This is a genomic window from Nocardia sp. NPDC049149 (genome assembly GCF_043197455.1).
GTDB lineage: Bacteria > Actinomycetota > Actinomycetes > Mycobacteriales > Mycobacteriaceae > Nocardia.
This window is the reverse complement of record NZ_JBICTD010000004.1, coordinates 756263-776577: the sequence shown is the minus strand read 5'-3', so window position 1 is coordinate 776577 and position 20315 is coordinate 756263. Positions and strand designations below refer to the sequence as shown.

General features: G+C 67.7%; 12 protein-coding genes. 8 read left to right on the top strand and 4 right to left on the bottom strand.

What is annotated here, in order from left to right:
* Positions 1 to 2: 2 nt before the first annotated feature.
* The 4 genes from ACGFNJ_RS19255 to ACGFNJ_RS19240 all read left to right on the top strand — a co-directional run bounded on the left by ACGFNJ_RS19255 (position 3) and on the right by ACGFNJ_RS19240 (position 11270).
* Complete coding sequence (locus tag ACGFNJ_RS19255; protein WP_393449461.1) at positions 3 to 8108, top strand: putative T7SS-secreted protein; 8106 nt, start codon at positions 3 to 5, stop codon at positions 8106 to 8108.
* A 30-nt stretch (positions 8109 to 8138) separates the two neighbouring features.
* Positions 8139 to 8945, top strand: coding sequence for a hypothetical protein (locus ACGFNJ_RS19250; RefSeq protein ID WP_393449458.1), 807 nt, complete (start codon positions 8139 to 8141; stop codon positions 8943 to 8945).
* Between the two features lie 238 nt (positions 8946 to 9183).
* The gene (locus tag ACGFNJ_RS19245; protein ID WP_393449455.1) at positions 9184 to 9939 is read left to right on the top strand and encodes a hypothetical protein; all 756 of its coding nucleotides are present in this window, start codon (positions 9184 to 9186) and stop codon (positions 9937 to 9939) included.
* Positions 9940 to 10058: 119 nt separating this feature from the next.
* Positions 10059 to 11270 carry a DUF418 domain-containing protein gene (locus tag ACGFNJ_RS19240; protein ID WP_393449452.1) on the top strand — a complete coding sequence of 404 codons (1212 nt, stop codon included), beginning with the start codon at positions 10059 to 10061 and terminating at the stop codon, positions 11268 to 11270.
* Between the two features lie 45 nt (positions 11271 to 11315).
* Here the strand turns inward: ACGFNJ_RS19240 and ACGFNJ_RS19235 are convergent, their stop codons facing one another.
* A complete protein-coding gene (locus ACGFNJ_RS19235) occupies positions 11316 to 12170 on the bottom strand; it encodes an alpha/beta fold hydrolase (protein ID WP_393449449.1) in 855 nt (284 codons plus the stop codon).
* Positions 12167 to 12757 carry a TetR/AcrR family transcriptional regulator gene (locus ACGFNJ_RS19230; RefSeq protein ID WP_393449446.1) on the bottom strand — a complete coding sequence of 197 codons (591 nt, stop codon included), beginning with the start codon at positions 12755 to 12757 and terminating at the stop codon, positions 12167 to 12169. The genes ACGFNJ_RS19235 and ACGFNJ_RS19230 overlap by 4 nt, the downstream gene beginning before the upstream one ends.
* A gap of 143 nt (positions 12758 to 12900) precedes the next feature.
* On the opposite strand from ACGFNJ_RS19230, the gene ACGFNJ_RS19225 reads away from it, so the two are divergent.
* Entirely contained in the window at positions 12901 to 13722 is an 822-nt protein-coding gene (locus tag ACGFNJ_RS19225) for an alpha/beta fold hydrolase (protein WP_393449443.1), read from the top strand.
* 47 nt (positions 13723 to 13769) lie between these two features.
* Here the strand turns inward: ACGFNJ_RS19225 and ACGFNJ_RS19220 are convergent, their stop codons facing one another.
* Positions 13770 to 15494 carry a hypothetical protein gene (locus ACGFNJ_RS19220; RefSeq protein WP_393449440.1) on the bottom strand — a complete coding sequence of 575 codons (1725 nt, stop codon included), beginning with the start codon at positions 15492 to 15494 and terminating at the stop codon, positions 13770 to 13772.
* Between the two features lie 956 nt (positions 15495 to 16450).
* Between ACGFNJ_RS19220 and ACGFNJ_RS19215 the strand changes: the two genes are divergently transcribed.
* The 3 genes from ACGFNJ_RS19215 (at position 16451) to ACGFNJ_RS19205 (ending at position 19356) form a co-directional block, all read left to right on the top strand.
* Complete coding sequence (locus ACGFNJ_RS19215) at positions 16451 to 17188, top strand: SDR family NAD(P)-dependent oxidoreductase (protein WP_393449437.1); 738 nt, start codon at positions 16451 to 16453, stop codon at positions 17186 to 17188.
* A gap of 268 nt (positions 17189 to 17456) precedes the next feature.
* The gene (locus tag ACGFNJ_RS19210; RefSeq protein ID WP_393449434.1) at positions 17457 to 18212 is read left to right on the top strand and encodes an SDR family NAD(P)-dependent oxidoreductase; all 756 of its coding nucleotides are present in this window, start codon (positions 17457 to 17459) and stop codon (positions 18210 to 18212) included.
* 325 nt (positions 18213 to 18537) lie between these two features.
* Positions 18538 to 19356 carry a MarR family transcriptional regulator gene (locus ACGFNJ_RS19205; RefSeq protein ID WP_393449431.1) on the top strand — a complete coding sequence of 273 codons (819 nt, stop codon included), beginning with the start codon at positions 18538 to 18540 and terminating at the stop codon, positions 19354 to 19356.
* A 189-nt stretch (positions 19357 to 19545) separates the two neighbouring features.
* Here ACGFNJ_RS19205 and aat read toward each other — a convergent pair whose 3' ends face one another.
* Entirely contained in the window at positions 19546 to 20283 is a 738-nt protein-coding gene (gene aat, locus ACGFNJ_RS19200) for a leucyl/phenylalanyl-tRNA--protein transferase (RefSeq protein WP_393449428.1), read from the bottom strand.
* Positions 20284 to 20315 lie beyond the last annotated feature (32 nt).

Genomic DNA, 20315 nt, shown 5'->3' with positions numbered 1-20315 from the left:
CGGTGGGGTGGCGGGACACTTTCGATCGGTTCGGCGGTGTCTTCGAAAGGGCATTCGAGCGCGGCGCCGAGTGGACCGGACAGCGTGCGGACGACGTACTCGACACTGCGGCAGACGGCGCCCGATTCCTCGGAATGGACAGTGCCGCCGAGACTCTCGACGACCTCGGCGACGATATCGCCTCGGCCACCGGCGGATCCGTCGACGAGCGCGAACTCGGCGAGACGACAGATCCGAAGGAACTGGTTCGCGGCGAACCGCCGAAGATCACCAGCGCGGCACGGACATTGCGCACCATGGGAACCGGGATCGGCTCGACCGGTGACGCGCTGCGCACCATCGACACCTCGGGCTGGACCGGCGACGGTGCACGGGCTTTCGACGAGGTGTACGACAAGCAACCCAAACTGTGGTGGGACGGCGCCGACGCGATGCGTAAGGCCGCCGACGCCATGGACACCTGGTCCCATGCCGTCACCACCGCACAGGCCAAAGCCCGTGAGGCCATTGCGAAATGGGAGCAGGCCGACCGAGAGGAGCGGGCGCGCAAGAACTGGTGGAACGGACTGACCGGCGAGCAGCAGGCCGCGACACCGCTCACCGACACCTGGACATCGATCCGCAAGGAGGCGCGCGAGATCCTGCGGTCCGCCAGGGTCGCCAGGGACAACGCGGCGAGCGAGGCCGCCGGTGCGGTGAAAGCGGCTGCGGCACAGGCGCCGAAGACGCCGCCGTTCACCGCGCGATGGATCGACAACATCGGCGATGGCTTCAATGCGTACGGCATGGGTCAGCTGGAAATGTGGGGCGGGTTCTTGAACGGCTTGTCCGGGATGGTCGGGCTCGCCAGGCAGGTCAACCCGACCGATCCGTACAACCTGACCCATCCCGCCAAGTACATGGAGAACCTGGCCAATCTGGGGACCGGGGCGGTGGTTGCCGTCGCGGATCCCGGCGCGACGGTGAAAGCGCTGCTGTCCGACGCACGCAAGAACCCCTTCGAGTTCATCGGCTCGCTCGGCGCGGACATGGTCACCTCCATCCCCACCGGCGGTGGCAGTTTGGCGCCGAAGTTGCTGAGCAAACTGGCGCTGCGGCGTCCGCATCTGCCCGGCGGGGGGCATTTGCCCCGGCCCGAGCCGCCGCGTCTCGAGCCGCCACGTCCGCAGCCGGTAGGTCGCCCAGAACCCGGGCGACCGCCGAGTGAATCGGCACCGCCCGCGCGCCAGACGCCGAGCCCCGGCGGTGACCAGCCGCCCGCGCGCACCGATTCCGGTGCCCCACCCCGGGCCGGGGATCCGCACAGCGGGCCACGTCCGGAGAGTGGACCGCGTCCGGAGCATGGAGCTGGGCCGTCCCCGACGCGAGAGCAGCCGCACGCGCCGTCCGCGGGCCCGCAGAGCGAACCGCCGCAACATCATCCGGAACGCACCAACCCGGCCGACGCCGGTCCAGGACAGCACGCATCTCCCGAACCGCAACCACGCCACCCTCCCGAGACGGCTCCGGCGGGCCCCGGTGGTCACCCGCCGGACAATTCGGGACCGCCACCTCGCCACGATCCACCACCACCTGCGCGCGCTGTCGAACCGGACCTACCGCCGAACCGCACCGAGCCGAATCCACCCCCACGTGTCGCGGAGCCGGACCCGCCGCCGACACGGCAGGACCCGTCCCCGTCGCGCACTGCGGAACCGGATCCACCGCCGACACGGCAGGACCCGAGCCCATCACGTGCTGCGGAACCAGATGCACCGCCGACGCGAAGTGAGTCACCGGCCTCCGCGCCGCGAGATGAACCGCCGCCGCGCACGCACCCGCAGCCCGAGTCGCCCGCTGCTCGGCCCGAAGGCGATGCCCCACCTGCCCGGCCCGACGAGTCGACTACCCCTACGCCAGGGAAGGATTCGCCGACAACCGGAGCTCGGCCCGACGGCGATGCCCGACCTGCCCGGCCCGACGAGTCGGCCCCTCGTGTGCCAGGGGAGGATTCACCGACGACCACGCCACGGCACGGGGCGAACGCACCGGAATCCCCGGCGACACGGCCCGATTCGCCGTACTCGCAACCAGATTCGGAAAGTCCGAGTCCTCGACCCTCCTCGCCAGATGTCGAGCCGTATCCGGAGGCTCCGGCAACGCGCCCCGACGGGGCCGCACCGCCACCCGCTGCGTTGCCGCCCAACACCGCGGCTGCCCACTCGGCGCCGAGTCCGCGCGGCGACCTCGGCGCACCCCAGCCCCGCCCGGACGCGATCACGCACCGCCCCGAATCACCCACTCCCATCCCGCGAACCAATCCAGATCCCGCGCCGGGCCATCCCACCGGACCTGTCCGTCCCGCGCCCGACCTCTCGGTCCCGAAGCTGCGCGGCGATGCCACACCCCCTCCCGTGCGCGGCGGCCCAGGGGAGCTGCCAGGACGTGCGGCGACACCAGGTCCACTGCGCACCGATCTCGACCTCGCCAGCCGCCCCAACGCTGCGCACACGCCAGGGCGGCACGTAGATCCGTCGACCGCTCCCGCCCATCGCGGCGAACCGGAAGCCCAACCCGGCCGGATCGATGAACGGCCCAACGCGGAACCCACGCACCCGCACCATGATCCGAATTCCGACCACCATCCTGGGGCACGGGAGCACGCGCCCCAGGATCACGGCGCGCACGCCGACGCGAAAGAGGCAGGGCCGAAAGCCGATCGACAGCCGTCCGAGATCTGCAAGTCGGACGATCCCGTCGACCTCGCCACCGGTGCGTTCCTGCTGCCGGAGACCGATGTCGCGCTGCCCGGTGTCCTCGAGTTGGCGCTGCATCGAACACATCGTTCCGACTACCGGTACGGGCGCTGGTTCGGTCCGTCGTGGTCGACAACGCTCGACCTGCGCTTGGTCGTCGAGGAGGCCGGTGTCACGTTCATCGGCGAGGGCGGCATCATGATCGCTTACCCGCACCCGGACATCGGGTCGGCGGTGGCGCCGATCAGCAGCATCCGCCGCTGGTGGCTGACCAGAACCGAGACCGGCGGCTACCGGGTCGCGGATACCGAGCGAGAGTTGTTCTGGCACTTCGCCGCCGAGCCCGATCTGGCCGGCCTCGACGAGGCGCTCGGCAACTACGCGATCTCGGCGATCACCGACCTGCGGCACAACCGCATCCGGTTCCACTACAACGCCGACGGGGTGCCGGTCGAGGTAACGCATTCGGGCGGTTATCGGGTGCTGGTCGAGTCAGCGGCGGGCCGCGTCGTTGGATTGCACTTGGCGAGCGTCGAGCAGGATGGTGCCGAAACCGTCACTGCGCTGCGGACATTCGGGTATCGCGACGGCGAACTGGTCTCGGTCACCAACGGGGTCGGCGCGACGACCCGATACACCTACGACACTGCGCATCGCCTGGTGACGTGGACCGATTCCAACGCCAACCAGATGCTCAACGTCTACGACGACGCGGGTCGCGTCATCGCCCAGCGCGGGACAGGGGGAGTCCTCGACACCGATTTCGAGTATCTCGAATTCGAGGACGGTAGTGGGCATTTCACTCGCGTGACCGACGCGGGCGGCGCGGTGACCAGCTACGGTTTCGACCGCGACCTGCGCCTGCGTGACCTGGGCGGGCATACCAGCATCGACTACAACAACGACCGCAAGCCGCTGGCGGTCACCGGCCCTGACGACCGGACCACGCAGTACGCCTATTCGCCGGACGGCGACGTCACGACAGTCACCCGCCCCGACGGCCGCACGGTCGAACTGACCTATCACTGGCGCCACCGCCCGGACCGGATCACCGACGCCGACGGCGCGGTGTGGCGGCGCGAATGGGACAGCGACGGAAACCTCTCGGCCGCTGTCGATCCCAGCGGCGCCCGCACCGAATACGCCTACCATCCTTGCGGTGCCGTTGCCGAGGTGGCGTCGGCGAGCGGCGCCCACCGGCGGACGACCGTGAACGCGGCAGGCTTGCCGCTGACCATGACCGAGGCCGACGCGGTCACCCGAATCGAGCGAGACGGTTTCGGCAGGCCGATCCGGGTGACCGACCCGACCGGCGCGGTCACCCGCTACCGATGGTCGCCGGAGGGGCGGCTGCTCGAGCGGATCGACCCGCACGGCCACCCCGAATCGTGGTCCTATGACGGGGAAGGCAACCTGCGCACGCACCGTGACCGTGCCGGTGGCACAACCGTCTTCGACTACGGCGCCTTCGACCTCCCGATCTCCCGCACCGACCCGACCGGCGCGGTCACCGTTTTCGAGTGGGACACCCTGCGTCGATTGATCGCGGTGGTCAACCCCATCGGCCAAACCTGGTCCTACCGCTACGATCTGGCGGGCAGGCTCATCGCCGAAACCGACTACTCGGGCACCACCACGCGGTACGCGTACGATGCGGCAGGCTTGCTGCGCACGGTCACCACGGCAGCGGGCAGCAAGCGACGGCACAGTTACGACGATCTCGGGCGGCTCATCGAGGTGGCCGCCGACACCGGTGACTGGCTGCGCTACACCTACGACGTGGCGGGACGAATTACCACGGCGATCTCCGGTCATCAGGATAGGCCGACGCATACTCTCGAATTCGGCTACGACACCGCCGGACGGCTGACTTCTCAGCAACTCGATGATCAGCCGCCGCTGTGCTGCCACTACGACGCCAACGGCAACCGCACCCACCGGCAGACTCCGACCGGCGCCGAAACCACGTGGCGTTGGGATATTTTCGGCCGCGCCGCAGGGCTGTCTGCCGATGGACACGACATCGTCTTCCAGCGCGATCTCGCCGGGCAACTGACCGCCTGGCGAATCGGTGAGCTCGCCATCACCCACACGCGCACCGCGGGCGGCCACCTCGCCCGCCAAGAAGTCACCGCTTTCCCCGCCGAGCTACTCGCCCTCGATGGACCCGCACGCCGTCGCGCACCTCGGCCGGTCCGTCACGACGAATACTCCTGGCGCCCAGACGGATACCCGACAGGTCAGCACATCGTCCGACCCGGCGGTGATACCACCTACCGCGCGTTCACCCTCGATCCACTCGGCCGCGCAGCGGAAATCACCGAGAACGGGACGCTTGCCGAGACGTTCACCTACGACGCGATCGGCAACGTCACCAGCGCGCTCGCCGAGCGCACCGCATTGCCGCCCGACGACACGACCCCCGGCACTCCTCCCGCCGCTCAACGAGAGTCCAGCGCAACGACGTTCGAAACACCGGTACGCCGCGTTCCGCAGCACCGGGAATACCGCGCCAACTTGCTCATCCGCGACGGCAGCACCCACTACCGCTACGACGAAGCCGCCCGGCTGATCCGCAAGACCACCATCGATGACTCCGGCGCACCCGCCGCCTGGTACTACCGCTACAACGGTTTCGACCAACTCATCGATGTCTGGACCCCCACCCGCGAATGGTGGCACTACACCTACGACGCTCTCGGCCGCCGCACCACCAAACAGCACCTGGCCACCGACGAAACCGTCCTCGCGCACACCGACTACACCTGGGACGGCACCCACCTCATCGAACAAACCACGGCCGAAACGACCACCCGCTGGCAACACCAACTCAATTCGCCCGTCCCGCTCAGCCAATCCAGCACCACGGGCAACGGTGACCACACCACCTACGCCATCGTCACTGACCTGGTCGGCACCCCGACCGAACTCGTCGATCCGATCACCACCGCTACGGTCGCCACCGCATCAACCACCCTGTGGGGCACCACCACCTGGACCGGCCACGCCACCTGCCCTCTGCGATACCCGGGCCAGCTCCACGACCCCGAAACCGGTCTCCACTACAACCTCCACCGCACCTACGACCCAACGACCGGCCACTACCTCACCCCAGACCCGCTGGGCCTCAACGCTTCTCCGAACCCGCGCACCTACCCGCACAACCCGATCACCTGGTCGGACCCACTCGGCCTCATCCCCAGGGAATGCACGACGCAACGCCCCACCGACGACACGTCGACCCCGACATCGCCGACCCCCGAACACGCCCCGGAGCCGCCGCCGACCGCCCGGACGCACCCCGAAGGCCCACCCCGCCTCGGCGACTCCGACCTGCTCGGCACACCACCCCGAGTCGAGGAACCCACCATCCTCGTCGAACCCAAGTTCCCGGCACCCGAAACTCTCGCCACCCACAACGGACCCAAAACACCTGGCGGCTCGGATATTTCACCATCGGCAAAGGTGAAAGTGGACGAGCCCGCGCCGGACGCGACACCGGAGGCAGGCGGCCCGCCGAACCCACCGGACGAACCCCCGAACAAACCTCCCCGCGATCCGTCCGAAGATCCGGAAGACCACGGCGACAACCACGACGATGACGATTCGACCGATTCCGACAAGCCGGAGGTACCGCGCACCGTCGACGAGGATATGGGTGTCGAGGTCGTCGGCACCCCCGGCCCCGGCATCTCACCGGAGATGCTCGACGCGCTGAAAAAGTTTGTGGCGGACGAAGATACACCCGTTGTGGTGTGGGGCAGCAGGCAGACCGGAATGTCGCACCACACCGGGCGCACTTACGACTCCTTCGACGACTATCCCGAGGACACCGACCTCGACCTCGCGGCGACGAGGGACGAAGACATCTTCCGCCTTCCCGACGGAGAGCCCGACGACCCCAATGCGGTTCCTGGCGTGAAGCATCCGGCGATGGGCCTGTTCACGGAGGACGAAGCCATCGACCAAGGCCTGCTGCTCATCAAACCACTCGACGACCCGTCGGTGAATCCGCATGAGCCAAGCGGCCCGAAACAGAGCGAAGACACCGACATCGATGCCGAGCCCGACAAGGGCAACGGCACCGACGAACGAGGCGACCGGGACGACGACAGCGGCAACAACGACAACGACGATGGTGGCAGTACCGGCGACAACGGCGGCCCCGGCAATGACGCGGGCCCAGACGCCTCAGACGGCGGCGGCGCCAAGACCGCCCCGGAGGAGCCGGACCCCGACGCTGATCCCAGTCCCGCCGGACCGCCGAACCCACCCGACGAACCACCAGCAAAACCGCCGAACCCACCGGACGAGCCAGACCCCGACGCTGGTTCGACTCCCGATGGACAGCCCAACCCACCGGACGAACCACCGGCGAAACCGCCGAACCCACCAGACGAGCCGGACAGTGACAGCGGCAATCCCAACGGGGACAACGACATCGATGCCGACGACAACCCGCCGAACACTCCGTCGGACGCCGACGAGGGTCGCGTTGGCCCCGAGGGATTCCGGGAATTCGACACTGACGAGGCTGGGCATCGGTACGGACAGAATCAGCTCGGTGACGCCTGGGAGGGCTTGTCGCGTGCGGAGCGGGACGCTGTCAGCCGGTACACCAGTCATGCCGGAGTCATCAACAACCCTCTCCGCGAGACCGACCCGGTCAGGTCGGCGGCCGAGGAGTACGACCGCCTGCGCGCCAATCAGGAACGCGCCCAACTGCTCTCGCAGGCCAATGGCGGCACCCTGCCGCAGACCGAGGATGCGCTGCGGGCTCTGGCGCAGCGCAGGGACCTGACCCCGGAACAGCGTGCCGCGCTGGCCGACGTGGTGAACAGTTCGGATCCGTTCGGTCGGCTGCTCGATCTGCGGAGGGACAACGGTTACCTGAACTTCCTCCGAAGCGAAATCTTCGACGTGGAGCCGACTGGCGACGCCTTCCGCGATCGTATCGCGGCGTTGGACCGAGCCCTCGACAACGAACTCCCGGAGCCGATCGTCGTGATCCGCGGCGCGCGGGATCTCGAATACCTGGTCGACGTCGATGGTCAGCCGTTGAACGGTCGAGATCCGCGGGTGCTGATCGGCGCGGTGCAGCGCGAAAGCGGCGTGTTGTCGACGTCGCTCGGCGCGACTCCTGGTTTCTCGGGTCCGATCCGCATGGAGTTCGCGCTGCCGGAAGGATCGCGAGGCCTGTGGGTCGGAAACAACAGTTGGTTCCCCTCGCAACGGGAACTGGCGCTGCCGCGCAATACGGAGTACATCATCATGGACGTGTTCGAGGACGGGCCGGTCACCGTCGTTCGCGCGGTGGTCGTTCCGCCCGCCGGGTCCGTCGATCCGCTTCCACCGCCACATCGGCGACCATAATGGTTACCCCACTCCGGAAGGTGCCGTTGTATGCGTGATCCTGCTGCGCCGCAAACCAGTTACGAACGCTGGACCAGACAGCCGCTGATCTATTTTCCGGTGCTGTTGCGCGGGGAATTGCTGGGGTACCTGTGGGCGTCGAAGGAGCACAACGCGGCCAGCTTTCTGCGCCGCATGTGGCCGAACCGGTACGCCGACCCGTTCGACGATCCGAGTCTCGCGTGCTCGTTCTACTGGCAGGAGCGGTTGACGGACGCGCACGGCCGTGGGCTACGTCCAGTGGACGCGCTGCGCGAATGGGTCGGTGCGACAGAGGATCCCGTCGGTGGTGCGATCCCGGGCGACGCGCGGGAAGAGACGGCGCCGAGCACCGCGGAGCTGCGGCGGCGAGTCAATCCGGAAGATCCGCGACTGAACGAGGAACCGCTGATCCAAGACGGCGAGTTCGCCGACGGAACGCCGGTCGATCGGGCACAGGGCTGGGGCCCCTTGGTCAGCGCCCCGCTGCCGCGCTATCCGACCGAGGCCGACTCGGCCGTCCGCTTCTTCGCTGTCACCAAGGACGACACCATTATCGGCTACCTCTGGGCCGCGACGACCGGTGCTGCCGCCGACTACCTCCCACGTGTTGCCGCAGGCCGGACCGGCTGGACCGCAGCGGGCCACTGGCGGCTGGGCCTGAGCCGCGCCTACGAAGCGGGGCTCTCCGCGGTCGACGCACTGCAGCGGTGTCGGCATGCGCCGGAGACACCGCTCTCCGGGACGATCGCAGACGACGCTGCCGCGCAGGAACTGCCGAGTCTCGCGCACCTCCGGGCCCTCGCAGGCCAGCCGTAGGATCCGAGCCGACCTTCCGCCACTTCGGTTCCCGCGTCGATGCCGCCGAGCACGGTAGGAGCGGCCATCCTGACCGGTGGCCCGATCCGGCTACGAGCATCGAACTCAGGGAAATACGGGCCGGTCAGCGTTTCACCCGGCGCACGCGAGTAGGGGTGGCGGGGGATTCGAGTAGTGCGGCACTCATGGCAGTGGCCGGATTTCTTGTCAGCCTGAGGGTGGCGAGAAAGGAGCTTTCATGAGCGCAATACATCTTCGTGCGCCTGGGCACCATCGGTCTGCGATGGCAGCGAGTGCAGGTACGCGCGGCATGGTCGTTTTCGGGACCGGTCTCGACTGCTATCTGTCGTATCGGCCGTCGTTCGACGCCCCACACAATTTTCAGGTGCTGCTCGCCGTCGACTTCGACGAGCGGGGCGGCCGAGCACTCGGAGCAGACCGGCGGGTTGGTTTTACTGAGGTTCACACCTTCGAACCCGAGGAGTTCCCGATCGCGGAGCTGGACCCGGCGGGCGCGAATCCGCGCACGTCCTTCCGCGGCTCGTTGATTCGCGGCAGGCGGGAACGCGGCGGCATCCCGGTCGCCAACGATGTGGTCGCCACGGTGCGCCGCGTCGTCTACTTCGCCGCGCTCGACCCCGACCGCGACCACCGGCACGCGATGATGACCCACCTGTGTTTCGGACGGTCCGAGCGGATGTACCTCGCGCACCACATCGGCAGCAAACCCAGTTTCGAGCAGATCGTCGCGGCCCGCCTCATCCCGGGCACGGTGACCGACCTGCTCGGCGAGCCGCTGCCCGACGGCGCCGCTCCCCGCGAATTCGCGCACGCACAGCCGATCATTCTCGGCCCGCGCGAGTTCACCGGGATACGGTTGCGCGCAGGGGAACTCGCGGTCGCGGCGTTCCCGTCGACCCCGGCCGCCGCTGGCTTCCTCGCCGACATCGGCATCGAGCGGCAGATCTACCTGGAGGTCGCCGACCTGACCTGATCGACCTCGGGTCGATTGTCAATACGCCGCAGGTCGCGGTCCCGAGTTCGCGGGATCAGCCCGGTCATCGTTCCGGCGAGGGACGCATTGTCCGCTTTGCGGAGATTACGGTCGGTGCCATGACCGGAACCGCAGCCCCCACCCTCGAATCGGGCCGACGGATCGCGGAGGTCGACATCCTGCGCGGGTTCGCGCTGTTCGGCATCCTCCTCACCAATGTCCTTGTCGCGACCACCCTGTGGTCGTTCACCGGCTCGAACGACGATCCGCAGCTGCGGTTCGACGGCCCGGTCGACCATGCGGTGCAGGGGATCATCGACGCCCTGTTCGCCGGCCGGTTCTATCTCCTGTTCGCGTTTCTGTTCGGATATTCGTTCACCTTGCAGATCGCGGCGGCGCAGCGAGCGGACGCCTCGGCGAACGCGCGGCTGCTGCGCCGCTGTGCGGCGTTGCTGACGATCGGGCTCGCGCACGTGTTCCTGCTGTGGGTCGGCGACATCCTCACGCTGTACGCGTTCCTCTGCCTGATCCTGATCACGCTGAAGAAGCTGCGGCCGCGGACCGCGGTGATCACCGGCGTTGTGTTGTACGCGGTGTGGTCCTGCTGGACCTTCTTCCCCGGCGACGGCAATGATCTCGCGGCGTTCGGCAAGTTCTTCGACTTCAACGACATGCACAGCGGCTACACCGGCGGTTTCGGCGATACGTTCGCCAACCAGGTGTGGCTGGCGCCAGGGTTCATGGCGTTGATCTGGTTCACCCAGGGCGTGCCGAGCCTCGGCATGTTCCTGATCGGCATGGCGGCAGGCAAGCGGGAGCTGTTCACCGACCGAGACACCGTGGGGCGCTGGGCGCCTCGCGTGCTGACCGGCGGTCTGGTGATCGGTCTTCCGGTTTCGGCGGTCACCTTCGCGGGCGCGATGAACTGGCTCGACCGGCCGGCCTTCTGGGTCGGACTGCAAGAACTGGTCAACCCGCTGATGACCGCCGCCTACATCGCGGGCATCATCTGCTTGACCCGGTCGCCACGCACCGCACGGTTTGTCGAAAAGCTCGCTCCGGCAGGCCGAATGGCCGCCTCGAACTACATCGGTCAGTCGATCGTGCTCATGGTGGTCTACACCGGGTACGGCTTCGCTCTGGTCGACAAGGTCCCGCCGGCGGGCGTCATCGGCATCGCGCTACTCACCTACGCCGGGCAACTTGCGCTGAGCAGTTGGTGGTTGCGCACTCACAAGTACGGCCCGGTCGAATGGGTGTTGCGTGCGGCGACCTACCTGTCGATCCCGCAGTGGCGCCGCACGGAACCGGTTGCGGTACCGGTCAAGTAGGTGCGGTGCCGCGCCTGGCCGACACCGGTTGCGTGCCGCCCGGAATCAATTGCGGCGCCGGTCAGAAAGTGAACGCGCCGCGAGCAGCAGCTCGAGCAGCAGGGCAGCGCATTCGGCGGGTAGGTCGGTGAATCCGCTGTGCCCGCCGGGGAATTCGGTGAGTGCGATGCCCAGCTGTTCGGCCATTGCGGCCGCCGGCCGGTAGGGGAGGTGACCGCGGCTTTCTCGCCCGGCACCGAGCACCAGGCGGTCGGCGACGCGGGCCAGCGCGGGCAGGTCGGGGACGTACGAGGTGATCGGGCGCAGTTCGTGCGCCATCATCGGCGCCGCGTTGGCGACCAGGCGCCGCACCATCTCGGCTGCGCGCGGCGGCAATTCGGCAGGGTCGGGCATGGGCCGCATGGTGCCGCCGATGCCGTCGATGAATCGGGCGCCCGCCGCGGCGACGCCTTCGGTGCGGAACAGCGCATACACCTCGTCGACGAATGCCTTGTGCGCGGCGGCATCCGGGAGTACCGCGAAGCTCGGCGGTTCGTGGGCGACGACCAGCCGTAGTCGTTCGGGGTGCTTGGCAAGCAGGTCGAGGGCGACCACCGCGCCACCGCTGCCACCGATGACATAGGCGTCTTCTCCTGCGGGCGTGAGGGTTTCGAGCAGTCGATAAGCGTCGTCACGCAGTACCTCGACCTGCTGATCGACCGGTTCGCCGTCGAGCAGACTGCGGGAGTAGCCGCGCGGATCCACGGTGACGACCGTGAAATGCGCGGCGAGAATCTCGGCGAGTGGGTCGAAGACGCCCGCATCGCCGCCACTGCCGGGCAGGAGCAGCAGCACCGGCCCACTGCCGCGGACCTCGTAGTAGAGGGTCGCGCCGGGAACCTTCAGATAGTCGGATCTCATGTCGTTTCCTTGTGCTCGCGAGACGGCCACCGCTCGAGTGCGACGTGCAGGGCGTCGATGACGCTTTCCCAGGAGACCGCGGTGTCGCGGGAGTCGCCGAAGCCGCCGCTCGCCTCCAGCGCGGTGTAACCGTGAAAGGTGCTGCGCAGCAACCGAACCGCATCGGTGAGGGCCGGTTCGGCCAGGCCGTAGGCGCGCAGCATGGCGTAGGTGAGTTCGATGGCGCGCAGCCCGCCGGGGTTGGCGTCGGCCAGTCCGGGTGGCATGGGGGACTGGGTCGCGGCGTAGCGGCCCGGATGGTTCAGCGCGTAGTCCCGCCACGCGTGCGCGAACGCGGCCAAGGCGTCGCGCCCGGCCCGGCCCGCGACCGCGTCGGCGATCAGGTCGGTCTTCTCGACCGCGGCCAGCATCGCGACCCGGGCGCGCAGCTCCTGGAGGTTCTTGACGTGCGAGTAGAGGCTGGCGTCCTTGACGCCGAAGGTCTTCGCCAGTCCGGACATGGTGACGTTGTCGAAGCCGATCTCGTCCGCGAGATCGGCCGCGGCACGCGTGATGCGCTCGACGGTGAGTCCGGCCCGTGCCATCATGATCTCCTCCAAAACTAGGACTATTAGTTTATAAACTAGAGCTACTAGCTTTGGCAAGTCGTGCTCGAATCACGCGATGCAGCGATGAGTTTCGGGCGTTGCCGCCGTCGACAGTGCGGACACGCTTTACTCCGAGGAGAACCATGACTCAGATCTCGTCCGTCGCGGCACACACGCTCGACGTACCCGGCGCCCGGCTGTACTACGAAGTGCGCGGCAGCGGACCGCTGATCGCACTGGTCGGCGCGCCGATGGCCGCCGCGGCCTTCGCGCCGCTGGCCGAGTTGCTCGCGACCGACCACACCGTGCTCACCACGGACCCGCGCGGCCACCACGGCAGCGTGCTCGACGATCCCGCCCAGGACTCCACGCCGCAACTGCGCGCCGACGACCTGGCGCGGCTCATCACCCACCTCGACGCCGGACCCGCGGCGGTCTTGGGCTCCAGCGGCGGCGCGGTGACCACACTCGCCCTGGTACAGGCTCGGCCCGACCTCGTCACCACCGCCATCGCGCACGAGCCTCCGCTGCACACGGTGTTCGACAACATCGACGAATTGAACGCGGACACAGATGATCTCGTCGCCACCTACGCATCCGGCGACGTGCTCGGCACCTGGCGGAAGTTCTTCGCCATCGCCAACATCCCGCTGCCGGAGCCGGTGCTCGAGCAGATGTTCGGCGGCGACCGCGATCCGGCGGACGTGGCCAGCGAAGCCTTCTGGTTCGCGCACGAGATCCGCGGAACCAACACGTTCGCACCGGATCTCGCGGCACTGCGCGCAACGCCCGCGCGCCTGCTGATCGGACTCGGTGACGACTCCGCCGACCAGTTCTGTGATCGCAGTGTGCGTGCGCTGACCGCGCAGCTGGGCGGCTATCCCACGATGTTCCCCGGCGGGCACGTCGGATTCGTGGACGACCCGGCGGCTTTCGCCGTCCGGCTGCGCGAAGTACTCGGATAACCGAAACCTGGGCGGCGGCTCGCCCACCGCCGCCCAGCCCGGTCAGGTCAGGTCAGACTGCGAATGAACTCGGCCAGGTATTGACCGCTGTAATCAGGCTTTCCGTTGTTCTGCACGGCCGCAGCGCCGATCGTGTCGACGTGGGTGTAGCCGGGCAGCTGCTCGATCTGCGCGGTGGCCGGCGTCGGAATCCAGGTGCCGACACCATATTGGACGACGCTGTCGCCCGCATACGCGACGAAGTTCGGTTTGGTCCGACTCATGTTGTGGTAGCGCAGATTCACCATGTCGCCGCTGCGCGCACCGCCCATGCCCGCACCGAGATCGATGACCATCCGCAGCGGAAAGTAGGTCTCCCAGTACGCCGTCGGCGCACCGGTGCCGAGTTGCCGTGCCACCTCGTGGATGTCGGCAACCTCCCGGCTCGGTGCGGTCCACGGCACACCGACCACGTCGTTGTAGTTGCGCCAGGTGTAGAGCGCGGTGCGATCGGTCGGCGCGACCCGCGTCTGCGGGCCTGCGCTCATCCGCAGGTAGTTGCCGAGCACCGGAACCTGTGTCAGACCACCATGATTGGGGAAGGTCTTCTCGGCCACTTGGCCGCCCGAGAGCGCGCCGACACCCTGCTGGAGCAGCGCGAAGTTGCCGGAATTGTTGTCGATGAACGTGCCGAGCAGCGCGGCATTGGTGAACCGGTAATCCCGGATGGTGCCCTCACCGTTGGCTCCGCCGCTGGCCACCGCCGCCCAGCTCTGGCCGAACATGGTGGTAAGCGTCGACTCGACCTCCGGATCGTGGATGTGTGCCAGCAGCTGGCTTTCCTCGTCGGGTGCGAGATGCGCGGCGAGACCGGCCAGTCGGTAGAGCAGGAACGCCTTGGTGCCGATCACCGGGATCGGGCCGAAGGTGCGCATCGGCAGCACTCCGCTGTCGAAACCCGCCTTCAGCACGTTGTTGGTCGGCCCGGTCAGCGCGTCGGTGACATCGTGGAAGAACGGCGTGTTCTGGATCGCGGCCGGGTCCGAGGACACCATCGAATCCTGGGCGGCGTAGGCGGCGCACTGGTTGAATCCCGCGTCGGACTGCGTGGCTGGGTTGCCGTCGAAGTCCCAGTCGGCGAAGAAGCCGGTGACCATCCCGCCCATCGAGATGCCGGTGCAGACGTATTTGCGTTGCCGCTGCGCCTGATCCGGCATTTCGTGCAGCATGATCTCGTACTGGTCCCGGATCACCCGCTCGACGCCGAACGAGTCGAGCAGCGGCAGATCCTGCGAGGCCTTGATCCCGGGGAAAGTACGGCCGTCGATGGGCATGCCGTTGAAGTAGTAGTCGACGGCGTCCAGGTAGTTGCCGGTGCGCAACGCGTAATCGAACCCGACTGTCTCATCCAAGCACGCGCCACGCCGGGCCAGCGACCAGAATTCGATGTTGCGGCCGAGCGATTTCGCCGAGCGCACGGTATTGCCCGCGACGCCTTCGGAATTCACGGCGCCGCCGCCCAATCCCTGCTGCTGCACGACCACCGCGTCCGCGTCGCTGGCGTTCTCCGGCCCGCCGACCGGCCGATACCGCAGGAAGCCGGTGCGATCACAAGATTCCGGATGCGGTGCCGCGTTCGCGGGCAGCGGCAGCCGGAAACTCACGTAGGACACCGCGATTCCGTCGCGGGTCGCGAGCTGCTCCTCCTGCCGATCGGTCGCCACCGAGGTCGGCGGCGCGTCCGCGGTTGCCACTCCCGGCGGCACCAGACTGGCGGCCGCGACTGTCAGCACAACCGTTGCCGCCCAACCATTTCGTCGGTGATTCCGGTCCCGTTTACGCTGTCTATCCGACCGTCCGGGACGCCGTGCCGCTTTAGTCACGTTGTGTGACGTTGCCACCTGAAGCGATCCGCGTCACTGGGCGATCTCTCAGGAGATCGGCCTCGGGTTCATGCATCTGCCCAAGGTCGTCTCAGTCAGTGGACAGGCGGCCGCGCACCGGCTGAGACGGACTGGGTCCCAAGGTTTTCGGTGTCGACGTTGTAGTGTCACCTCCGGACATTCACCGGCACGGACTTGATGGGAGCGTTGTGATGAAGGTTCTGAAGATCATCTCGGCAGTGGTACTCCTCGGTGCTGTCGCGCTCGGCCTTGTCGCTGCGGTCTCCGCCGCGACCGACTCGGCCAAGTAGGACACCGCCCGCGAACGGGACATGGCTGAGACGGCACCCGCACGGCTCTCAGACATGTCCCGTTCGCGAATGCGTCAGCCGCCGAACGGGACCCAGCCGTGGCGACACGCGGGTGACGGCTCGGTGGTGTCCCGTTGGCGAGCGGACGTGCAGCGCGACGGGACATGGTTGTGGCGGCACTGGTCTTGCGAGCGGGCTTGCCGCTTGACGGGAGCATCGCGGCGGACCCCGCGTCGACCAGAACATAGCCGCGGACCCCGCGTCGGTCGGACATGGCGGCGGAGCCGCGCCGACCAGGACATAGCGGTTGATTCGGCGACGGCCGCGTCCGCTCCGCGAGCGCCGAGGACTACCGGATCATCCCCGGTGTCCGCATCGAGATGCTCCCCGGCGTCGGCCACACCCCCATGCTCGAAGACCCGCAACGCACCACCGACCTGATCCTGTCCTTCGCCGCCGAAACCGCGCCGAAGTAGCGCTGGTCGCCGAGCTCGAATCAGACGGCCCGGCTCAGACTTTCTCCCGGCGGTAGGTTGGGGGCATGGTGGTGAACGGATGAGCAGGGGCGTGTTGGTGACGGGCGCGTCGCGGGGGATCGGGCGTGCAATCGCGGTGGCATTTGCCGAGATCGGCGATCGGGTGGCGGTGCATTACTCGTCGGCGCGCGAGGATGGTGCGGAGACGGTGCGCGGGTTGGCCGGGGACGGGCATGTGCTGGTCGGTGGTGATATTCGGGATCCGGAGGACGTTGCCCGGATCGTCGAGGAGTCGATCGAAGGACTCGGAACCATCGATGTGCTGGTGAACAACGCGGCGGTCAATATCGCCCATCCGGTGCTGGACAGCGACTATGCGGAATGGCAGCAGGCCTGGCGAGAAACGATGGACGTCAACGTGTTCGGCACCGCGAACATGTCCTATTGCGTTGCCCAGCACATGATCGACAAGGGCATCGCGGGCCACATCGTGAACATCGGCTCGCGTGGCGCGTTCCGCGGCGAACCCGGATACGCAGGCTACGGCGCAAGCAAGGCGGCAGTGCACGCACTGGGCCAGTCCCTCGCCGTCGAGTTGGCGCCACACGGCATCGCAGTCGCTTCGGTAGCACCGGGTTTCGTCGCGACCGAGCGCGTAGCCCACCGCGTCACCGACGACGTCCGCGCCCAAAGCCCGTTCGGCCGCGTCGGCGAACCCGCCGAAATCGCCTCAGCCGTCCGCTATCTCGCCTCGCCCGAAGCAACCTGGACCTCCGGCTCCGTCCTGAACGTCAACGGAGCGTCGTATCTCCACTGACTAGCGGCGGACACACACCGCGAGTGGCACATCGCTGCGGCAAAACGCGAGAAGGACTCTCCATGGTGTGCCACTCGTTGCCCATCTCTCACGAGTGGCACATGGCTGCGGCAAAACGCGAGAAGGGCTCACCGTGGTGTGCCACTCGTCTCGCGGTTTTCCTGGAGGCGCGTCCAGGGACGATCCGGTCTGTGCCGCCGACCGCGCGCACCAGCATGGTCATCCGGTGGCTCCGACTCACCGACTGATACGTGGGATGATCTTGCGCATGGTGGAGTCACGGCGCAGGGTTGCGTTGGTAACAGGGAGTTCTCGTGGACTCGGCAGTGCGATCGTGCGGCGGCTCGCCGCCGATGGCATGGCGGTTGCGGTCAATGGCCTGCGAGATGGGGAGCAGGCGGCGGGTGTCGTCGAATCCATCCGTGCGAACGGCGGTGTCGCCGAGATGATTTCCGGTGACATCACCGATGAGCAGGCGGTGGGGGAGATCGTCGCCGCAGTGACCGAGCGGCTCGGCCCGATCGATGTGCTCGTGCTCAATGCGACCGGGCCGCAGCCGGAGGCGACGCTGGCCGACACGGCGTGGTCGGACCATCTGTCTCAACTGGACTTCTTCGTGAAAAGCCCAGTCCTGCTCGGCCGCGCGATAATTCCCGGCATGCAGGAACGCGGCTACGGCCGAATCGTGCACATCGACTCCGAGGTCGCCGACCGCCCGCCGGTGGAACGCTCCGCCTACGCCACCGCGAAGAACGCCCAGATCGGCCTGGCCCGCAGCTGGGCACACGAACTCGCCCCGCACGGCATCACGGTGAACGCGGTCGCCCCCGGCTTCATTGCGGTGGAACGCCACTACACCGTCCCCGCGGAGGTCAAGGACGCCTACATCGCCACGGTCCCGGTCGGCCGAATGGGCACCCCCGACGACGTCGCCAACGCCGTCAGCTTCTTCGCCGCCGACCAGTCCGGCTTCGTCACCGGCCAACGTCTCCAAATCGACGGCGGCCGAACCCTTTACGTCTGAACCCGCCGAGCGGGACCGAACACCTCCCGGACGACGGAGGTGCTCGGCACGGCGTCTCACGACAGTCGGTCATGGTGGTGCGCCGGAGACTGAGTTGTGGCGCCGCGGGTTGTTCCGGGCGATGATGCCGATGCCGCGGGCGCTGGTTGCCGCGCAGCCAGCGTTTAGCGGACGAGACTCTGGCGCGGCACCGATGAGTTCGGTCGATACGGCCAGTCATATCGAGCAACGAACCTCGAAAGTCCATTTTGGGCAGTGTTGTTCGTAACCACGCTGAACGGCCGCCGACGACGGCGCTGTCACCACAAACAGGAGATGCCGACCGATGCCGCACCCACAGGCCAAGATCCACCGGATGTTCGAGCTCGTCGAGCCGATCGCCACCGTCACCTTTTCCGAGGTGGTGAACGAGGCGTTCCTGTCTCTCGGCATGCGCAATTACTGGGACGGATACTTCGCAGGCCGGGCCGCGCCGCTAGGGCTTGCACCGGCCGAGGTGGTGCACGCGGTCTTCTACAACTTCGCCGACGGCGAGGTGGCACGCCACATCCCGTGGGTTTGGGGCAAGGTCACCCCGCAGGAGGCGCTCGCCGTGCGCGAGCGAGCCAGCGCCGTCGCGCTACGGCAGCAGATCGGGGAGGTTGCCGAATCACCCGGTCTGGTGCGGGTCGCCGACCTCGCCACCCGAGCAGCGATGAGCGCGCCGACCGAGGGGCGAGCGCTGTATGCCGGGCTCAAGGCGCTCGACGTGCCCGAGGATCCCGTAGCCAAACTGTGGCACGCGGCGACACTGTTGCGCGAGTACCGCGGCGACGGCCACAACGCCGCCCTCGTCGCGCACGGCATCGGCGGCACCGAAGCCCACGTCCTCATGGCTCTCGCCCTCGGCATGCAGGCAGAGACGTTCGGCCGGATCCACCACCTGCCCAAAGCGCAGCTGGCCGCAGTCGTCGACGGATTGCGCGAACGTGGTCTTGTTGACGCCGCAGGCGAATTCACCGACGCAGGCCGCGAGACCAAGCAGCGGATCGAGGCGCTCACCGACGAGTTGGCCGCGCCGGCCTATGACGTGCTCATCGCGGACGAGCTCGACGAGCTGATCGCGGGACTCGAGCCGATCGCCGCCTCCATATCGAACGACTGAGTGGGCGAGTCGAGCGCGACCGAGATGCGTTGCTGGTCAAGTGCTCAGGAGGCACTCAGGTAAGTGGCCTCTCGGCCGATGCCGCCCTCATTGCCTCCTGATCAACTGGCCAGCCGCGGTGGCCGCGCGCGCATCGGGGAGCCCACTCTTGGGTGACTGACGTTGCTGATCTTTCGCTTCGGTGCGCGTTCACGCCGGTAAGTGGTTGGGGGAGTTGGGGACCGGGATTTCGAACTGCCATGGGCCGGAGAGGGCGGGGCGGGCGGCAGCTTGGGTGTGTAGGTGCAGGTAGTCCGCCCGGGGGAGGTCGATGGCGCCGAGGGAGGCGAGGTGGCTGGTGGTGATCTGGCAGTCGATGAGGGCGAAATCCCAGGCGGCCAGTTGGGCGCAGAGCCAATACAGGGCGACCTTGGAGGTGTCACGGGCGCGCGAGAACATGGACTCGCCAGCGAAAGAGCGGCCGCATGCGACGCCGTAGAGGCCGCCGACCAGGTCGCCGTCGCGCCATACCTCGACCGAGTGCGCATGACCGAGGTGGTGCAGCCGCAGGTAGGCCTCCTGCATGTCGGAGCCGATCCAGGTTCCGGACTCCTCGTCCCGCGGTTCAGCACAATTCGACATCACCTCGGCAAAGGCGCGATCCATGGTCACCCCGTAGTCGGCAGCGGCGACGGATCGGCGATAGGACTTGCTCACCCGCAGGTCCGTCGGCAGCAGAATGCTCCGCGGATCCGGGCAATACCAGTGGATCGTTTCGCCGGGGTTGTACCAGGGAAAGATGCCCGCGGAGTACGCATCCAACAGCCGCTCCGGCGACAGATCCCCGCCGAAAGCGACCAGTCCGGACGGATCCGCGAGCTCGACAGGTGGGAAAGGCTGATCTGGATCGACCAGATACATCCGCATCAGGTCGCTAGCGTCGGTCACCGAACCGAGATTACCGACCTGAGCGACCACCC